This window comes from Salinivibrio sp. MA440 (assembly GCF_001996265.1).
In the GTDB taxonomy this organism is placed as follows: Bacteria; Pseudomonadota; Gammaproteobacteria; order Enterobacterales; family Vibrionaceae; genus Salinivibrio; species Salinivibrio costicola.
This window is the reverse complement of sequence record NZ_MUFI01000034.1, coordinates 23,982-39,613: the sequence shown is the minus strand read 5'-3', so window position 1 is coordinate 39,613 and position 15,632 is coordinate 23,982. Positions and strand designations below refer to the sequence as shown.

The 15,632-nt window shown below is 50.0% G+C and carries 14 protein-coding genes and 2 tRNA genes; 2 read left to right on the top strand and 14 right to left on the bottom strand.

Going from position 1 to position 15,632, the window contains the following annotated elements; all coding sequences use genetic code 11:
- Nucleotides 1-192 precede the first annotated feature (192 nt).
- From rpsO to rlmE, 13 genes are all read right to left on the bottom strand, one after another.
- Nucleotides 193-462 carry a 30S ribosomal protein S15 gene (rpsO, locus tag BZG80_RS11285; protein WP_077576765.1) on the bottom strand — a complete coding sequence of 90 codons (270 nt, stop codon included), beginning with the start codon at nt 460-462 and terminating at the stop codon, nt 193-195.
- 155 nt (nt 463-617) lie between these two features.
- Complete coding sequence (truB, locus tag BZG80_RS11280) at nt 618-1,574, bottom strand: tRNA pseudouridine(55) synthase TruB (protein ID WP_077461712.1); 957 nt, start codon at nt 1,572-1,574, stop codon at nt 618-620.
- A gap of 3 nt (nt 1,575-1,577) precedes the next feature.
- Nucleotides 1,578-1,970, bottom strand: coding sequence for a 30S ribosome-binding factor RbfA (rbfA, locus tag BZG80_RS11275; protein ID WP_077679368.1), 393 nt, complete (start codon nt 1,968-1,970; stop codon nt 1,578-1,580).
- Nucleotides 1,971-2,057: 87 nt separating this feature from the next.
- Nucleotides 2,058-4,775: a translation initiation factor IF-2 gene (gene infB, locus BZG80_RS11270; RefSeq protein WP_077661330.1), complete on the bottom strand. Its 2,718-nt coding sequence runs from the start codon at nt 4,773-4,775 to the stop codon at nt 2,058-2,060.
- Between the two features lie 21 nt (nt 4,776-4,796).
- Nucleotides 4,797-6,284, bottom strand: coding sequence for a transcription termination factor NusA (gene nusA, locus BZG80_RS11265; RefSeq protein ID WP_077461715.1), 1,488 nt, complete (start codon nt 6,282-6,284; stop codon nt 4,797-4,799).
- Nucleotides 6,285-6,305: 21 nt separating this feature from the next.
- The gene (rimP, locus tag BZG80_RS11260) at nt 6,306-6,761 is read right to left on the bottom strand and encodes a ribosome maturation factor RimP (protein WP_021023286.1); all 456 of its coding nucleotides are present in this window, start codon (nt 6,759-6,761) and stop codon (nt 6,306-6,308) included.
- Nucleotides 6,762-7,097: 336 nt separating this feature from the next.
- Nucleotides 7,098-7,174: transfer RNA gene (locus BZG80_RS11255), tRNA-Met, on the bottom strand.
- A gap of 64 nt (nt 7,175-7,238) precedes the next feature.
- Nucleotides 7,239-7,325 (bottom strand) — tRNA-Leu (locus BZG80_RS11250).
- A gap of 7 nt (nt 7,326-7,332) precedes the next feature.
- Nucleotides 7,333-7,671: a preprotein translocase subunit SecG gene (gene secG / locus BZG80_RS11245; RefSeq protein WP_021023287.1), complete on the bottom strand. Its 339-nt coding sequence runs from the start codon at nt 7,669-7,671 to the stop codon at nt 7,333-7,335.
- Between the two features lie 176 nt (nt 7,672-7,847).
- Nucleotides 7,848-9,185, bottom strand: a complete 1,338-nt coding sequence (gene glmM / locus BZG80_RS11240) for a phosphoglucosamine mutase (RefSeq protein WP_077461716.1) — start codon at nt 9,183-9,185, stop codon at nt 7,848-7,850.
- Between the two features lie 5 nt (nt 9,186-9,190).
- Nucleotides 9,191-10,036, bottom strand: coding sequence for a dihydropteroate synthase (folP, locus tag BZG80_RS11235; protein ID WP_158011549.1), 846 nt, complete (start codon nt 10,034-10,036; stop codon nt 9,191-9,193).
- A 62-nt stretch (nt 10,037-10,098) separates the two neighbouring features.
- Nucleotides 10,099-12,048 (bottom strand): ATP-dependent zinc metalloprotease FtsH, encoded by a 1,950-nt coding sequence (gene ftsH / locus BZG80_RS11230; RefSeq protein ID WP_077661332.1) that lies wholly within the window; start codon nt 12,046-12,048, stop codon nt 10,099-10,101.
- 51 nt (nt 12,049-12,099) lie between these two features.
- On the bottom strand, nt 12,100-12,729 hold the full coding sequence (gene rlmE, locus BZG80_RS11225; protein ID WP_021023291.1) for a 23S rRNA (uridine(2552)-2'-O)-methyltransferase RlmE: 630 nt from the start codon (nt 12,727-12,729) through the stop codon (nt 12,100-12,102).
- 207 nt (nt 12,730-12,936) lie between these two features.
- Between rlmE and yhbY the strand changes: the two genes are divergently transcribed.
- Nucleotides 12,937-13,233, top strand: a complete 297-nt coding sequence (gene yhbY / locus BZG80_RS11220; protein ID WP_021023292.1) for a ribosome assembly RNA-binding protein YhbY — start codon at nt 12,937-12,939, stop codon at nt 13,231-13,233.
- Nucleotides 13,234-13,348: 115 nt separating this feature from the next.
- Here yhbY and greA read toward each other — a convergent pair whose 3' ends face one another.
- On the bottom strand, nt 13,349-13,822 hold the full coding sequence (gene greA / locus BZG80_RS11215) for a transcription elongation factor GreA (protein ID WP_021023293.1): 474 nt from the start codon (nt 13,820-13,822) through the stop codon (nt 13,349-13,351).
- Between the two features lie 267 nt (nt 13,823-14,089).
- Here greA and dacB point away from each other — a divergent pair, with 267 nt between their 5' ends.
- Entirely contained in the window at nt 14,090-15,568 is a 1,479-nt protein-coding gene (gene dacB / locus BZG80_RS11210; protein WP_077679367.1) for a D-alanyl-D-alanine carboxypeptidase/D-alanyl-D-alanine endopeptidase, read from the top strand.
- The last annotated feature ends 64 nt before the right edge of the window (nt 15,569-15,632 follow it).

Genomic DNA, 15,632 nt, shown 5'->3' with positions numbered 1-15,632 from the left:
ATATTATAAATTTAAGGTGATTGTGGTATCCGCGTAAAAGGACGCCTGCTCTAAAGCTGATATTGACAATGAAGTAGATAGGTGTGGGTGTGGGTGTGGGTGTGGGTGTGGGTAGAATACTAGGGAAGTGAGAGAAAACCAGAGAGAGTAAAAAAAAGAAAAGGGAGCCTGAGCTCCCTTTTCTCCAGAATCTTAGCGACGGATGCCTAGACGCTTGATAACGTCCAAGTAACGGTCAACACTGTTCTTTTTCAGGTAGTCCAGCAGCTTACGACGACGTGAAACCATGCGTAGCAGGCCACGACGGCTGTGGTGGTCACCTTTGTGCTCAGAGAAGTGCGATTGCAGATCGTTGATTGATGCGGTCAACAGGGCGATTTGAACTTCCGGTGAACCCGTGTCGTTCTCAGTTTTACCAAAATCAGCAACGATTTGTGCTTTTGCTTCTGCAGTCAGAGACATAATGCTCTCCTAATAAGAGTGTGTGATTATCATGCACCAGCCAATCTCTGATTCAGCCGGTGCCCGAAGGCGCGTATTCTACTGACTTTCGTCTAAGGTAGCAATCTATCCACGCCGCTTTTTCCGTTAAACACGCGCAAATGGCAGCGTGTTTTTTAGCCTGCTTCCGGCTGGCGACTGGCCACCAAGCGACGTGGCGCCACCAAACCATCGGCGTCAATTTCACCGACACCAATAAAGTGACGTTCCTCGCCCGCGGTTAAGCGAACAAAGCCACTGGTAGGTGCATTCGGCACCTGTACCGCTTGTCCTTGTAAGGCATAGCTGGCCATTACCGGCAACAAGTTGATTTCTCGCAAGTCTTGCACCGCGGTATCAAGTGGGAGTAACAAAGGATCCAGCAACTGCTTAGGTTGGATCTCTTGTTCTCTGGCTTCATTCAACAAGCTTTCGAGCTGCTCTAATGTCACCATCTGGCGCGTCGGATAGCCAGAAACACCCGTGCGACGCAGTGCGGTGACGTGAGCACCACAGCCTAGCATTTCCCCAAGATCATCGACGATGGTTCGAATGTAAGTGCCTTTAGAACAATGGACTTCCATCTCAATCTCATCACCTTCAAAGCGCAACAATTCAATTTGATGAACATGAATCGTACGCGCTTCACGCGGTACTTCAATGCCTTGACGCGCATATTCATACAAAGGCTTACCTTGATATTTGAGCGCGGAGAACATCGATGGGATCTGCTGGGTTTCACCGCGGAACTTAGCAATACAGCGCTCCAGCAATCCTAAATTGACTTTTACATCGCGGGTTTCTACCACTTCACCATCGGCGTCTGAGGTATTGGTGCGCTGACCCAATTTTGCCACCACCCGATAACGTTTGTCGGCATCCAGCAAAAACTGAGAGAACTTGGTCGCTTCACCTAGGCAAATTGGCAACATGCCCGTTGCAAGCGGATCCAAGGCTCCAGTGTGTCCTGCTTTCTCGGCAAAAAAGATACGTTTTACTTTCTGCAGAGCATCATTAGAGGTTATGCCCGTGGGTTTATCGAGTAGGATAATCCCATCAACGGGGCGACCTCGACGACGTTGACGACGCGCCATCTTTTATTCCTCACCTTTGTCATCATCATCACGGCGATCATTATCACTGCGCACCGCTTTGCTCACCAGGTTCGAGATACGAATACCTTCAGTCAGCGACTCATCAAATACAAAAGTCAGTTCCGGCGTGATACGTAAACGAATTGCCTTACCGACCAATGAGCGAATGTATCCGCTCGCTTCATTGAGTGCCTTTAGGCTCTCGGTTGGTGCTTGTTCGTCAACGGTTAAAAAGGTGACGAAGACTTTGGCGTAAGCAAGGTCACGCGAGATTTGGACGTCAGAGACGGTCACCATACCGATACGTGGATCTTTCACTTCACGCTGCAAGATCAGTGCAATTTCTTTTTGCAACTGATGGGCGACGCGGTCCGTCCGGCTAAAATCTTTACCCATTTTCTTTTCTCTCAACAAAATGGGGGTAAGCGCATGCGCCTCCCCCCACGGTGTATCCAAACGACCTGGCTGTTTTTAAACGCTTAATTAGTCAATTGAGCGCTGAATTTCAACCGTTTCAAAGACTTCGATTTGGTCACCAACGCGAACATCATTGTAGTTCTTCACGCCAATACCACACTCGTAGCCTTTCTTCACTTCGTTCACATCATCTTTAAAGCGACGCAGTGATTCCAGCTCCCCTTCGTAGATAACCACGTTATCACGCAGAACACGAATTGGGTTGTTACGCTTAATCAAGCCTTCAGACACCTGACACCCGGCAATTGCGCCCAGTTTTGGTGACTTAAAGACATCGCGAACTTCTGCCAAACCAATGATTTCTTGTTTGAACTCAGGCGCAAGCATACCGCTCATCGCTTGTTTCACTTCATCAATCATGGTGTAGATAACAGAATAGTAGCGAAGATCTAAGCTTTCATTCTCGATAGTCTTACGTGCGGTCGCATCGGCACGCACGTTAAAGCCACAAATGATCGCGTTCGATGCCGCTGCCAGTACCGCGTCGGTTTCAGTAATACCGCCCACGCCGGAACCAACAATCTTCACTTTGACTTCGTCAGTTGACAGTTTAACCAGTGAATCGGCAATTGCCTCAATCGAACCTTGTACATCGGCTTTCAGAACGATGTTGAGCTCAGAGACTTCACCTTCTTCCATGTTCGAGAACATGTTTTCCAGTTTGGCTTTTTGCTGACGCGCCAGTTTCACATCACGGAATTTACCTTGACGATAAAGTGCCACTTCACGGGCTTTCTTCTCGTCACGTACAACCGTAGCTTCATCACCGGCGGCAGGGACACCTGACAGACCTAAGATCTCAACCGGAATAGATGGACCAGCATGTTCGATGTCTTGGCCGTTCTCATCACGCATCGCACGAACACGACCGTATTCAAGGCCACAAAGTACAATATCGCCTTTATTCAAGGTACCTTCTTGAACCAAGACAGTCGCAACAGGACCACGGCCTTTATCCAGACGAGATTCAACCACAACGCCACGCGCCATGCCTTTCTCAACCGCTTTCAGCTCAAGGACTTCTGATTGCAACAAGATGGACTCGAGCAAGGTATCAATGTTTTCACCCTGTTTCGCAGAGACGTGAACAAAGATGTTCTCACCGCCCCACTCTTCTGGGATAACATCATACTGCGCGAGCTCATTCTTGACGCTGTCAGGGTTAGCACCTTCTTTGTCCATCTTGTTGACGGCAACAATCAAAGGTACACCCGCGGCTTTGGCGTGTTGAATCGCTTCTTTGGTTTGTGGCATCACACCATCATCGGCCGCAACCACCAACACAACGATATCCGTCGCACCCGCACCACGTGCACGCATCGCGGTAAACGCTGCGTGTCCTGGCGTATCCAGGAAGGTGATCATGCCGTTATCAGTTTGTACATGGTACGCACCGATATGCTGAGTAATACCGCCAGCTTCACCCGTTGCAACGTGTGCTTTACGGATGTAGTCGAGCAAGGATGTCTTACCGTGGTCAACGTGACCCATGATAGTAACAACCGGTGCACGCGGTGCCATAGGTGCATCGTTATCACGATCAGAGAGTACGGCCTCTTCCAGCTCATTCTCTCTGCGCAGGATAACTTTGTGACCCATTTCTTCCGCGACAAGCTGTGCGGTTTCTTGGTCAATCACCTGGTTAATGGTCGCCATTGCACCCATTTTCATCATGGTTTTAATGACTTCTGCACCTTTCACCGCCATTTTATTCGCGAGCTCAGCAACCGTAATGGTTTCACCGATCTCGACTTCGCGGTTTACTTTCTGGGCAGGTTTTTTAAAGCCATGCTGCATCGAAGACGGCTTAGCCATACGGCCTTTGCCTTTACCACCTTTGCCACGACGGCCTCGGGGATTTTTGTCTTCTGTTGCAGTGGCTTTTTTCTTTTTCTTACGACGCGGCGCGGCCGTTTCTTCGCGGCGATCCGCTTCGTCTTCCGCTTCGCGGGCATATTCGGAGGTAACCGTATGGTGGTCAGCCGCCTCCATGGTACTTAGCGCTTTGTCTTGATCTGACCAGCGCTCTTGATTTGCTTCTGCCATTTTGCGTGCCTCTTCTAACTGCCGCTGACTTTCTTCTTCAGCTTTACGCTTGGCTTCCTCTTCCTGGCGACGCTTAAGTTCATCAGCTTCTTTCTTCGCTTGCGCATCAGCAGCACGAGTGGCAGCAGTATCCGCTGCGTCGTCTTCAGGCTGCTCAGATTTTGGTTGCGCTTGCGGCTTGGCTTCACGCTTAGCTTTTTCTTCAGCTTCGCGTTTGGCTTTCTCTTGTGCTTCACGCTTGGCTTTTTCTTCGGCCTCACGTTTCGCTTTCTCTTCTGCTTCGCGTTTTGCTTGCTCTTCCGCTTCTAGACGCGCTTTTTCTTCGGCTTCGCGTTGGGCTTGCTCTTCCGCTTCTTGCGCTGACTTTTGGTCTTCAAGCTCGCTACGCTTCACATAAGTGCGCTTTTTACGCACTTCAACTTGGACATCTTTGTTTTTTCCGCCAGCCCCTGACACGCTCAGTGTGCTACGTTTCTTGCGCTGAAGCGTCAGACGCGTCGGAGCATTGCCGTTGTCACCATGCTCACGCTTTAAATGCGTCAACAAAGCTTGTTTTTCATCTTGGCTTACCTGATCGTCCGCCGATTTTTGCATACCAGCTTCTTTAAACTGCTTCAGCAGACGATCAACCGGCGTATCAATTTCCTTCGCCAGTGTATGTACTGTAACCTCTGACATTCTGCTCCTCCTTTGCCGTCTTTACGCTTCGTCGCTGAACCAGCAGATATTACGCGCTGCCATAATAAGCTCGCCTGCACTGGTTTCGTCCAATCCATCAATATCTAACAGATCGTCAGTGCCTTGATCAGCAAGATCTTCCAGCGTCTTCACGCCTTTCGCGGCCAGTTTAAAGGCCATCTCACGAGAAAGGCTGTCTAATGCCAGCAGATCTTCGGCAGGTTCAGCGTCTCCCAGCGATTCTTCTTGTGCGAGCGCGATGGTGGTCAACGCTTCTTTCGCACGTGCGCGCAAAATGTCGACAGTATCTTCGTCTAAGCCGTCAATTTCGAGCATTTCGCTGGTTGGCACATAGGCCACTTCTTCAAGGGTGGTGAAACCTTCTTCCACCAAGGTTTGTGCAAAGTCTTCGTCAATATCGAGATATTTAACAAACAGCTCTAACGAAGCTTGTGCTTCTTCTTGGTGTTTTTTCTGGAGGTCTTCAACCGTCATCACGTTCAGTTCCCAACCGGTCAGTTGAGAGGCCAAACGCACGTTTTGTCCGTTACGCCCAATCGCTTGCGCTAGGTTATCAGCCTCGACGGCAATATCCATGGAGTGGGTATCTTCATCGACGATGATAGAGGCGACGTCTGCAGGCGCCATGGCATTGATCACAAATTGGGCAGGATTATCGTCCCAAAGCACGATGTCAATACGCTCGCCACCCAGTTCAGTTGATACCGCTTGTACACGTGCACCACGCATCCCCACACACGCACCGACGGGATCGATACGTTTGTCGTTGGTTTTCACGGCAATTTTAGCGCGTGAAGCAGGATCGCGGGCAGCGCCCATCAGCTCAATCATCTCTTCGCCAATTTCTGGCACTTCGATGCGGAATAGCTCACTGAGCATTTCTGGCTTGGAGCGCGTCATGAACAATTGGAAGCCTCGCGCTTCAGGACGCACAGCATACAACAGACCACGTACTCGGTCGCCAGGACGGAAGTTTTCACGAGGGAGTTGATCATCACGTTGGATAACCGCTTCCGCGTTGTTTCCTAAGTCGACAATGATAACATCGCGATTGACTTTTTTGACCACACCGGTGACAAGCTCACCTTCGTTGTCCATGAACTGCTCAACCACTTGTGCACGCTCAGCTTCACGCACTTTTTGTACGATCACTTGCTTAGCGGTTTGGGTGGTAATGCGGTCGAAGACAACCGATTCAATTTGATCTTCTACAAACCCGCCTAGTTCGAGGGTTTCATCATCATATTGGGCCGCTTCCAACGTGATTTCACGCGTTGGCTGGGTGACTTCATCGACGACAAGCCAACGACGGAAGGTGTCGAATTCACCGGATTTGCGATCAATGGCGACACGCACATCGATTTCGGCCTCGTACTTCTTTTTGGTTGCCGTTGCCAGCGCGGTTTCCAGTGCTTCGAAAATACGCTCTCGTGGAACGGCTTTTTCGTTTGAGACCGCTTCGACAACAGCCAAGATTTCTTTATTCATCTACTAATGCCTCATTTACTCTTAAAATGAAGGAACCAGGTTTGCTTTGGCGATGTTACTCAAGGCAAACGCCTCATCTTGGCCGTCCACGCGAACCGTGATGGTATCGCCATCGACAGAAAGGATTTCGCCTTTCCACTTACGGCGGTTTTGCATAGCCATTTTCAGCACGATGTTCACTTCATGCCCGATGAATTGCTGATAGTGATCAGCGGTGAACAGTGGACGATCAACACCTGGAGATGACACCTCTAGGTTGTACGCCACTGTGATTGGGTCTTCCACATCCATTACCGCGCTCACTTGACGGCTCACATCGGCACAATCGTCCACCGTGATACCATTTTCATGGTCAATAAAGATACGCAGTGTTGAATGCTGGCCAGCTCGAACAAATTCAAGCCCAACCAACTCATAGTCCAACGCCTCAACAGGCGCGGTTAAAAGTTCAGCCAGTTGTTTCTCTAATCCTGTCATTCCAAACCCCAGAAATAAAAAAAGGGCTTAAAAGCCCAGTTACTATCCGAATGGTCTTCTTCAGATAACAAAAAACCCCGAAAATCGGGGTTTAATGTAACTGGACCCTGATGCTATGCCATCAACATAAGTCGTTAGCATAGCCGTTATTGCTGGTGTCGGAATCATCGCAACAATAACGAGAGAGTAACTCTCTACACAAAGGCTTATTGGTCCGCTTCGTGCTGCCCCGAGGGCAAAAAGGCTAGCACGTGGCTAGCCCGGTCAGCGTGGCTTTGACAACAAACGCTGACGCGTTATTCAGTTTAGCCGTTATTTAAACAACAAACTTAAAATTGGTTGCGGGAGACGGATTTGAACCGCCGACCTTCGGGTTATGAGCCCGACGAGCTACCAAACTGCTCCATCCCGCGTCCGATTCGCGATAATTATATCGCTTTTTACAACAAAGGTGCAAGTGATTGCCCTTTGTGAACTTGGTGCCGAGAGCGGGACTTGAACCCGCACGCCTATAAAGGCACTACCCCCTCAAGATAGCGTGTCTACCAATTCCACCACCTCGGCTCAATTTTTACTGAGGGATCTCACTGTTATCAACAGGGATTTCATCCTCTTTTGGCGCAGCTTGCTGTTGTGTAGCAGGCTCGCTTAAATCTTCAAAACCGCTTTTTGCTTTAGGGTCATGCGCTGTCAAGTTACCGAGCACAAGACTCAGTGCGAAGAACGCGATTGCAAAACCGGTTGTCATTCGGGTTAAAAAGTTTCCAGAGCCGCCAGAGCCAAACACGGTGTTTGATGCCCCAGCCCCGAATGAGGCTCCCATATCTGCGCCTTTACCTTGCTGAACCAGAACCAGGCCAATTACACCGATTGCGGCCAACAGATAAATCACAAGTAGAATTTCGTACATGGTTCCACCTATGCTCCAGGTTGTTGAGCCGGCAGTGTTACTTCTCAGCCAGCGCAGCCCCCTTTGTTGGGAGCGGGTGAATAGTAGCGAAAGCGCGGTGATGAAACAAGAGAAATTTACAAAAAACCTTGATTTCGACGTCGTTTGCGCAATCTATGACCACCCGCCCTTTATTATTAACAGTTCGCCTTCACCGCCTCTGCGATTTCGAGTGCGTAGGCGTTCACGTTATCGGCATCCGGTCCTTCGACCATCACCCGAATCAAAGGCTCAGTGCCTGATTTGCGCAGCAACACGCGCCCCTGCTCACCCAGTTTATTTTCCACTGCGGCTTTGGCAGCCAGTACGGGCTCACTTTGGAGTGGGTCGACACTGCCACTAAAGCGCACGTTTTCTAGTACTTGTGGCAATAACGTCATGCCATCGCTTAACGCTTTTAAATCCATTCCCGTGGCGGCAACACTGGCCAGTACCTGCAATGCCGCCACAATGCCGTCTCCGGTGGTGACTTTATCCAAGACAATCACATGGCCTGAATTTTCCGCACCAATTCGCCAGCCTTTTTCTTGGAGTAGCTCCATCACATAGCGATCACCCACTTTGGCACGTGCGAATGGGATCCCGAGCGATTGTAATGCCAACTCCATGCCCATGTTGGTCATCAAAGTGCCAACCACGCCGCCTTTCAGCTCACCACGGCGTAAACTTTCGCGCGCGATGATGTAGGCAATTTGGTCGCCATCAATTTTATTGCCAAGATGATCAACCATGATCACACGATCACCGTCACCATCAAAGGCTACCCCAAGGTCTGCTTTTTCTTCCAACACGCGTTGCTGCAGCGCGCGTACATCGGTAGCTCCCACTTCATCATTGATATTGGTCCCGTTTGGCGCACAGCCAATGGTCAGCACGTCTGCCCCTAATTCACGAAAAACAGAGGGGGCAATGTGATACGTCGCGCCATGGGCGCAATCAAGGACAATTTTTAAGCCACTCAGGCTTAACGCACTGGGGAAGGTACCTTTACAGAATTCGATGTAACGTCCGGCCGCATCGTTGATGCGGCTTGCTTTGCCCAATTCGGCAGATTCGACACAAGTCAGTGTTTTTTCGAGTTCCGCTTCAATCGCAAGCTCAACATCATCGGGAAGTTTGGTGCCCTCGGAGGAGAAGAATTTAATGCCGTTGTCGTAATGCGGGTTATGTGAGGCAGAAATAACGATCCCTGCTTCAGCGCGAAACGTTTGAGTCAGATACGCAATCGCCGGCGTTGGCATAGGGCCAGTGAAGGCAGCTTCTAAGCCTGCTGCGGATAAGCCTGATTCGAGTGCAGACTCAAGCATGTAGCCCGATATTCGAGTATCTTTACCAATCAGCACTTTGCGGGTGCCTTGTTGCGACAAGACGCGCCCGGCGGCCCAACCTAGTTTGAGCATAAACTCTGGGGTGATCGGAAATTCACCCACCTTACCGCGCACACCATCTGTGCCAAAGTATTTACGTTCTGCCATTGTTTTTATTCTCCTGGTGCTTCATTTTCTTGCATCGTCAACGCCACGACCTTGAGCGCATCGGCCGTCTCTTTAACATCGTGAACACGGATAATCTGTGCGCCTTTCACTGCCGCTAACGTGGCACAAGCGATGCTGCCACCTAGCACGTCGTGAGGTGTTTTATCTAGCGCTTTGTAAATCATAGATTTGCGCGACATCCCCGCCAAGATCGGCAAACCAAAGTGATGGAAATGATCTAATTGTGCGAGCAACTGATAGTTGTGTGCCAAGGTTTTACCAAACCCATAGCCCGGATCCAAAATGATATTTTGCCTGATAACACCAGCATCCAGGCAAGCATCTATTCGCTGGTTTAGAAATTGTATTACGTCTTGGATAACATCCGTGTAGTCGGGTGCCGCTTGCATGGTTCTAGGCTGGCCCTGCATGTGCATGATGCACACGGGTACCTGGAGATCGGCAGCGGCAGTCAATGCGCCAGGCTCTCTGAGCGCGCGAACATCATTGATCAGGTTCGCGCCAGCTTCGACAGCGGCGCGCATGACCGCAGCTTTGCTGGTATCAATCGAGATCCAACAATCCGATCGCTCGCGGATAGCTTTTATCACTGGCACAACACGATTAATTTCGTCTTGCTCTGCCACATCAGCGGCACCAGGACGGGTCGACTCGCCCCCAATATCGATAATCGTCGCGCCATCAGCCAGCATCTGTCGTGCCCGCTCAACGGCTTTGCTTTGTTGTTGAAACAATCCGCCATCAGAGAAGGAATCCGGCGTGACATTGAGGATCCCCATAACGACGGGGCTATCAAGAGACAGGATTTTATTCTGGTGTGTTATTTCCATGCGTTTACTTCCAAGCACGATCAAAAAAACCCCGACGTATCGGGGTTTGTATTACTGTTGGTTTACGCTTCAGATTGGTTTTCTGAATCTAACGGCTTTTGTTTTTTATCATCTGATTGTTCATCAGATGCTTTCGTCGCTGATTCATCCGGTTTTTTGGGCGTGTCATCCGATGAAGACCCCCCGTCACCGCCTTCCCAACCTGCAGGCTCGCGAACATCACGACGGGCCATCAAGTCATCGATTTGTGCCGCATCGATGGTCTCGTATTTCATCAACGCATCTTTCATCGAATGCATGATATCGAGATTGTCTGCCAAGATTTGTTTTGCACGGTCGTAGTTACTGTCAATGATTTGACGGATTTCTCCATCAATCAAGCGCGCCGTTTCGTCCGAAATATGCTTGGTCTGTGCCATTGAACGGCCAAGGAAAACTTCGCCTTCCTCTTCCGCATAGAGCAATGGACCTAGTTTCTCTGAAAAGCCCCACTGCGTGACCATTTTACGAGCAATTTCTGTTGCGCGTTCAATGTCATTGGATGCCCCGGTCGAGACTTTGTCTTTTCCGTAAATCAGCTCTTCGGCTAAACGACCGCCATAAAGGCTTGAGATCATCGAGTTCAGGTGCTGACGCGACATGCTGATGCGGTCTTGCTCAGGCAGGTACATGGTCACACCCAATGCGCGTCCACGTGGGATGATCGAGACTTTGTAGACAGGATCATGTTCCGGCACTAAACGTCCAACAATGGCATGGCCTGCTTCGTGATAGGCAGTCGACTCTTTGATTTCTTCTGACATCACCATCGAACGGCGCTCTGCACCCATCATGATTTTGTCTTTAGCCAGTTCAAACTCGACCATGGAGACCACACGCTTATTACCGCGAGCCGAGAATAATGCTGCCTCGTTGACCAAGTTAGCCAAATCGGCCCCTGAGAACCCTGGGGTACCACGTGCAATAAGCGATGCATCGACATCATTACCGAGGGGGACTTTGCGCATGTGCACTTTTAGAATATGCTCACGGCCGCGGACATCAGGCAAGCTCACCACGACTTGGCGGTCAAAACGCCCCGGACGTAATAAAGCAGGATCCAAGACATCAGGACGGTTCGTCGCGGCGATAACAATCACCCCTTCGTTCCCTTCAAAGCCGTCCATTTCGACCAGCATTTGGTTAAGGGTTTGTTCACGCTCATCGTGACCGCCGCCTAAGCCAGCGCCACGTTGACGACCCACCGCATCGATCTCATCGATAAAGATAATACACGGCGCCGCTTTCTTGGCTTGCTCAAACATATCACGGACACGTGATGCACCGACACCCACGAACATTTCGACGAAGTCAGAGCCGGAAATGGTGAAGAAAGGCACTTTCGCTTCGCCTGCAATGGCCTTCGCCAGCAAGGTTTTACCCGTACCCGGAGGCCCCACCATCAATACACCGGTTGGAATTTTACCGCCCAGTTTTTGGAATCGGCTTGGATCACGCAGGTAATCCACCAGCTCTTTGACGTCTTCTTTTGCTTCGTCACAACCAGCGACATCGGTGAACGATGTTTTGACCTGCTCTTCGCTCATCATTTTGGCTTTTGATTTACCAAATGACATAGCGCCTTTGCCGCCCCCGCCTTGCATCTGACGCATGAAGAATATCCATACCCCGATAAGCAACAGCATAGGGAACCACGAGATGAAGATAGACGCCAACATGCTTGGCTCTTCTGGTGGTGTCCCTTTGACACTGACATTTTTGTTAAGCAAGTCATCTAACAACTTTGGATCGTTCATAACAGGCATGTAGGTGACATAATTCGAGCCGTCACGTCGGGTGACACTCAGCTCGCGATCGTCAAATTTTACTTCCTGTATTTGATCGTTGCCGATTTCGCGTACGAAAGAGGTATAGTCGACTTGACGACCGGCGTTGTCACCTGGTCCAAAACTTTGGAACACAGACATTAAGACAACGGCGATAACCAGCCACAGAATCAAGTTTTTTGCCATGTCACTCAAGGTGTTAGCCTCGCATAACTGAGATAGATAAATGTAAGGGTACTACAGTTTATAACCTGTAGCCACAATGTAGACCTCTCGCGACCGTGCGCGGGATGAGTCGGGTTTACGAATTTTGACCGCTGTAAACATTTTACGGACTTCGGCCAGATAATGATCAAAGCCTTCTCCTTGAAATACTTTTACCACGAAGCAGCCTTTGGGGCCTAACACTTCCCGGCACATATCCAACGCCAGCTCCACCAAATACATCGCACGCGGTTGGTCTGCCGCCTGGTTGCCACTCATGTTCGGCGCCATGTCAGACATCACCACGTCAACCATGTCAGGTTGTATACGATCAATAAGGGCATCAAGAACGGTTTGTTCACGAAAATCGCCTTGGAGAAAGCTGACGCCTGGCATCGAATCCATCGGTAAGATATCGCACGCGATCACTTGGCCTTCATCGCCGACTTGCGTCGCCGCATACTGCGACCATCCGCCAGGCGCGGCCCCTAAATCGACCACTGTCATACCGGGCTTTAAGATGCGATCTTTTTGCTGGATTTCTTCCAGTTTAAAGATAGCGCGTGAGCGATAACCTTTTTTTTGCGCTTCGTGCACATACTTATCGTCAAAGTGTTCTTTCAGCCAACGTCCTGAGCTAGCTGAATGCTTTTTGTTCGCCATGTTGTTCCTAACCAAACCCTATTGTTGGCAACGCATTATCATAAAATTCAATCGATTGCGCACTGAATGTTATTATTAAAGGTAGCTCAAAAGCGGCTATCTAGATAATTCGGTTGCCATGGAGCGTCTTTATACTGTTTCAGTTTGTGATGAGATGGCGTTAGAATGGCATGTTTTCAACCCCTAGCAAATAGAAATCGAGCCAACATGAAACTCAGCACCAAACAAAAACAGTATCTCAAAGGACTGGCTCACCAGCTTAAGCCTGTAGTCTTAATGGGCGCCAATGGCTTAACCGAAGCCGTGGTCGCTGAAATTGAGCTTGCGCTTGACCACCATGAATTGATCAAAGTGAAAGTCGCATCAGAAGACCGCGAGACCAAAAACCTGATTGTCGACGCTATCATTCGTGAAACTGGCGCCGAAAAAGTGCAGGTTATCGGCAAAACACTGGTGATTTACCGTCAAAGCGAAGAGCGTAAAATCACATTACCACGCAAATAGTTTGGGTGGCCTTAGTGGTTTGCCGCACTTGCGCTGAAGCATAACAAAAAAGGCCGCGTCGCGGCCTTTTTACTGTTGAAAACTCAGCGAAAAGTTACATCTAGTAACACTTTACTTAGACGTAATCGACGCTGCCAATCTCAAATTCTTTTACACCACCCGGTGTGGTGATGCTCACTTCTTCGCCTTCTTCTTTACCAATTAAGCCTCGGGCAATCGGTGAGTTCACAGAAATAAGGTTAGCTTTAATGTCCGCCTCATCATCACCCACGATACGATAGGTCAGTTCTTCGTCGGTATTGATGTCAATCACAGTCACGGTAGCACCAAAAATCACTTTGCCATTATTCGGCATTTTGGTGACATCAATCACTTGAGCGACCGATAGTTTGTATTCAATATCGCGGATTTGCGCTTCACAAATCCCCTGCTCTTCTCGCGCAGCATGATATTCCGCGTTTTCTTTTAAATCACCCAGCTCACGCGCCTCTGCAATGGCGTTAGAGATCTCTGGGCGACGTTTGGTCAACTTGTCCAGCTCTTCTCGTAGCAGCTGCTCGCCGCGTACGGTCATTGGCACTTTATCCATAAATGACATTACCTCTTTCAATCCACAGCAAAGGGATTTTGGCAAAACAAAGCCACGCCCAAACAAAAATTTGGGCGCGGCGGAATTCAACGCTTTTTTTCGATTGTAAACAAGAATTGGCGCAAAATCATCTCTGATCCGGCAATAGCGTGACCGACCAGCCGGTGATTGTCCAGCAGGTGAGGTGTATCAGGCCTGCGTGCGGCTTGTCTTCAAGGCTGGACAGGGTAGGATAAACACGATGCAATAACACAAAGGCTCTCACTCATGACTCGCGCTCTTTTTCGCTGCCTAGCACCGATACGTTGCCTAGCGGTTATTTTCTGCCTCGCACTTAGCGTATTATTCACGACATCACTAGCTTATGCATCGAATCAGCTGACGATTGAACAGCTGACCCCTTTATTGCCCAAAGGCAGTCAGGCCGCCTTGTGGGTCAGCGATCCCCAACACACACAACCGCAGCTTAGTCAGCAAGTGGATGCATTGCTTCCCCCTGCGAGTACACAAAAGCTACTCACCGGGCTCGCCGCTCGCCTTTATTTACCGAGTACCTTCCGTTTCTCGACACGGCTGGTACAAGCTGGCGATGACATCGCGCTTATTTTTAATGGCGATCCCTTATTAACTCGCAAAGATATTCGTCAGCTACTTAGTCAACTGCCTCGTCGAGGGCTGGATAATATCAATCATCTTTACCTGGACGGCCAAGCCTTCGCCGGTCGCTCTCGCGCCCCCGGATGGCCTTGGGATATTCTCGCCGTCTGTTACAGCGCTCCCTCAACCGCAATAACACTGGATCATAATTGTGTGCAGGGGGCAATATACAGCCAGCCCGATCAAGTACAAACACGCGTTCATGTTCCTCGTCATCAGCCAATTTCAGTGACTAGCGACGCCCTTACGGTGACAGAAGAACAGCAAACAGCGCGTCACTGCGGGCTTGATTTAACCGCCACCGCGGATAATCAGTATCACTTTTCTGGCTGTCTTGCCCACCGGGACAGGCCGCTGCCATTAAATTTTGCGGTTCAAACCCCTTCCGCCTATGTGAAAGCCATTGTTGCCGATGAGCTCGCACGATTGAATGTGCACCTCAATGGTCAAATTCTGGTCGCACCGGCTCCTAGCCAACATCGTGAACTTGCCCGCCATCACTCTGTCCCGTTACCGTCACTGCTGACCACCATGCTGCGAGACTCAGACAACTTGATTGCGGATAACCTTTTGAAAGCGCTCGGGCGGCGCTATTTTCAGCAGCCGGGATCTTACCGCAATGGCGTCGCGGCAGTTAAAGCCATCTTGCAAAAGGCAGGGATCGACCTATCCCGCGCTATCTTAGTGGATGGATCCGGTTTATCCCGAAACAACCGTTTAAGCGCGCGCCAGTTGGCCAGTGTTCTTCACTATATCTCGACGCACCCTGAGCTGGGACTGATTGATATGCTCCCCACGGCAGGCATGGATGGCACACTTAAGTATCGGCAAAGTGTCCGACACGCGCCGATTAAAGGGCGATTAAAAGCCAAGAGCGGCTCGCTTTATGGCAGTTTTAACTTGGCCGGTTTACTAGAGGATGACACCGGGCAGGCGCATATTGTGGTGCAGTTAGTCAGTCATTATCACCCGGATGAAGACGCGTTACCTGACAATCTACCCGCACCGATCACCCAATTTGAACGTGAGTTTTATCACGCATTGATCCGTGGCCAGCTCGTACCTGCTTTCGCTCGCGCTCAGCCATGAACGCGCGATAAGAAAGACCCGCCAAAAAGGCGGGTCTGATGGCTGCTTATTGACGTCTCATCGG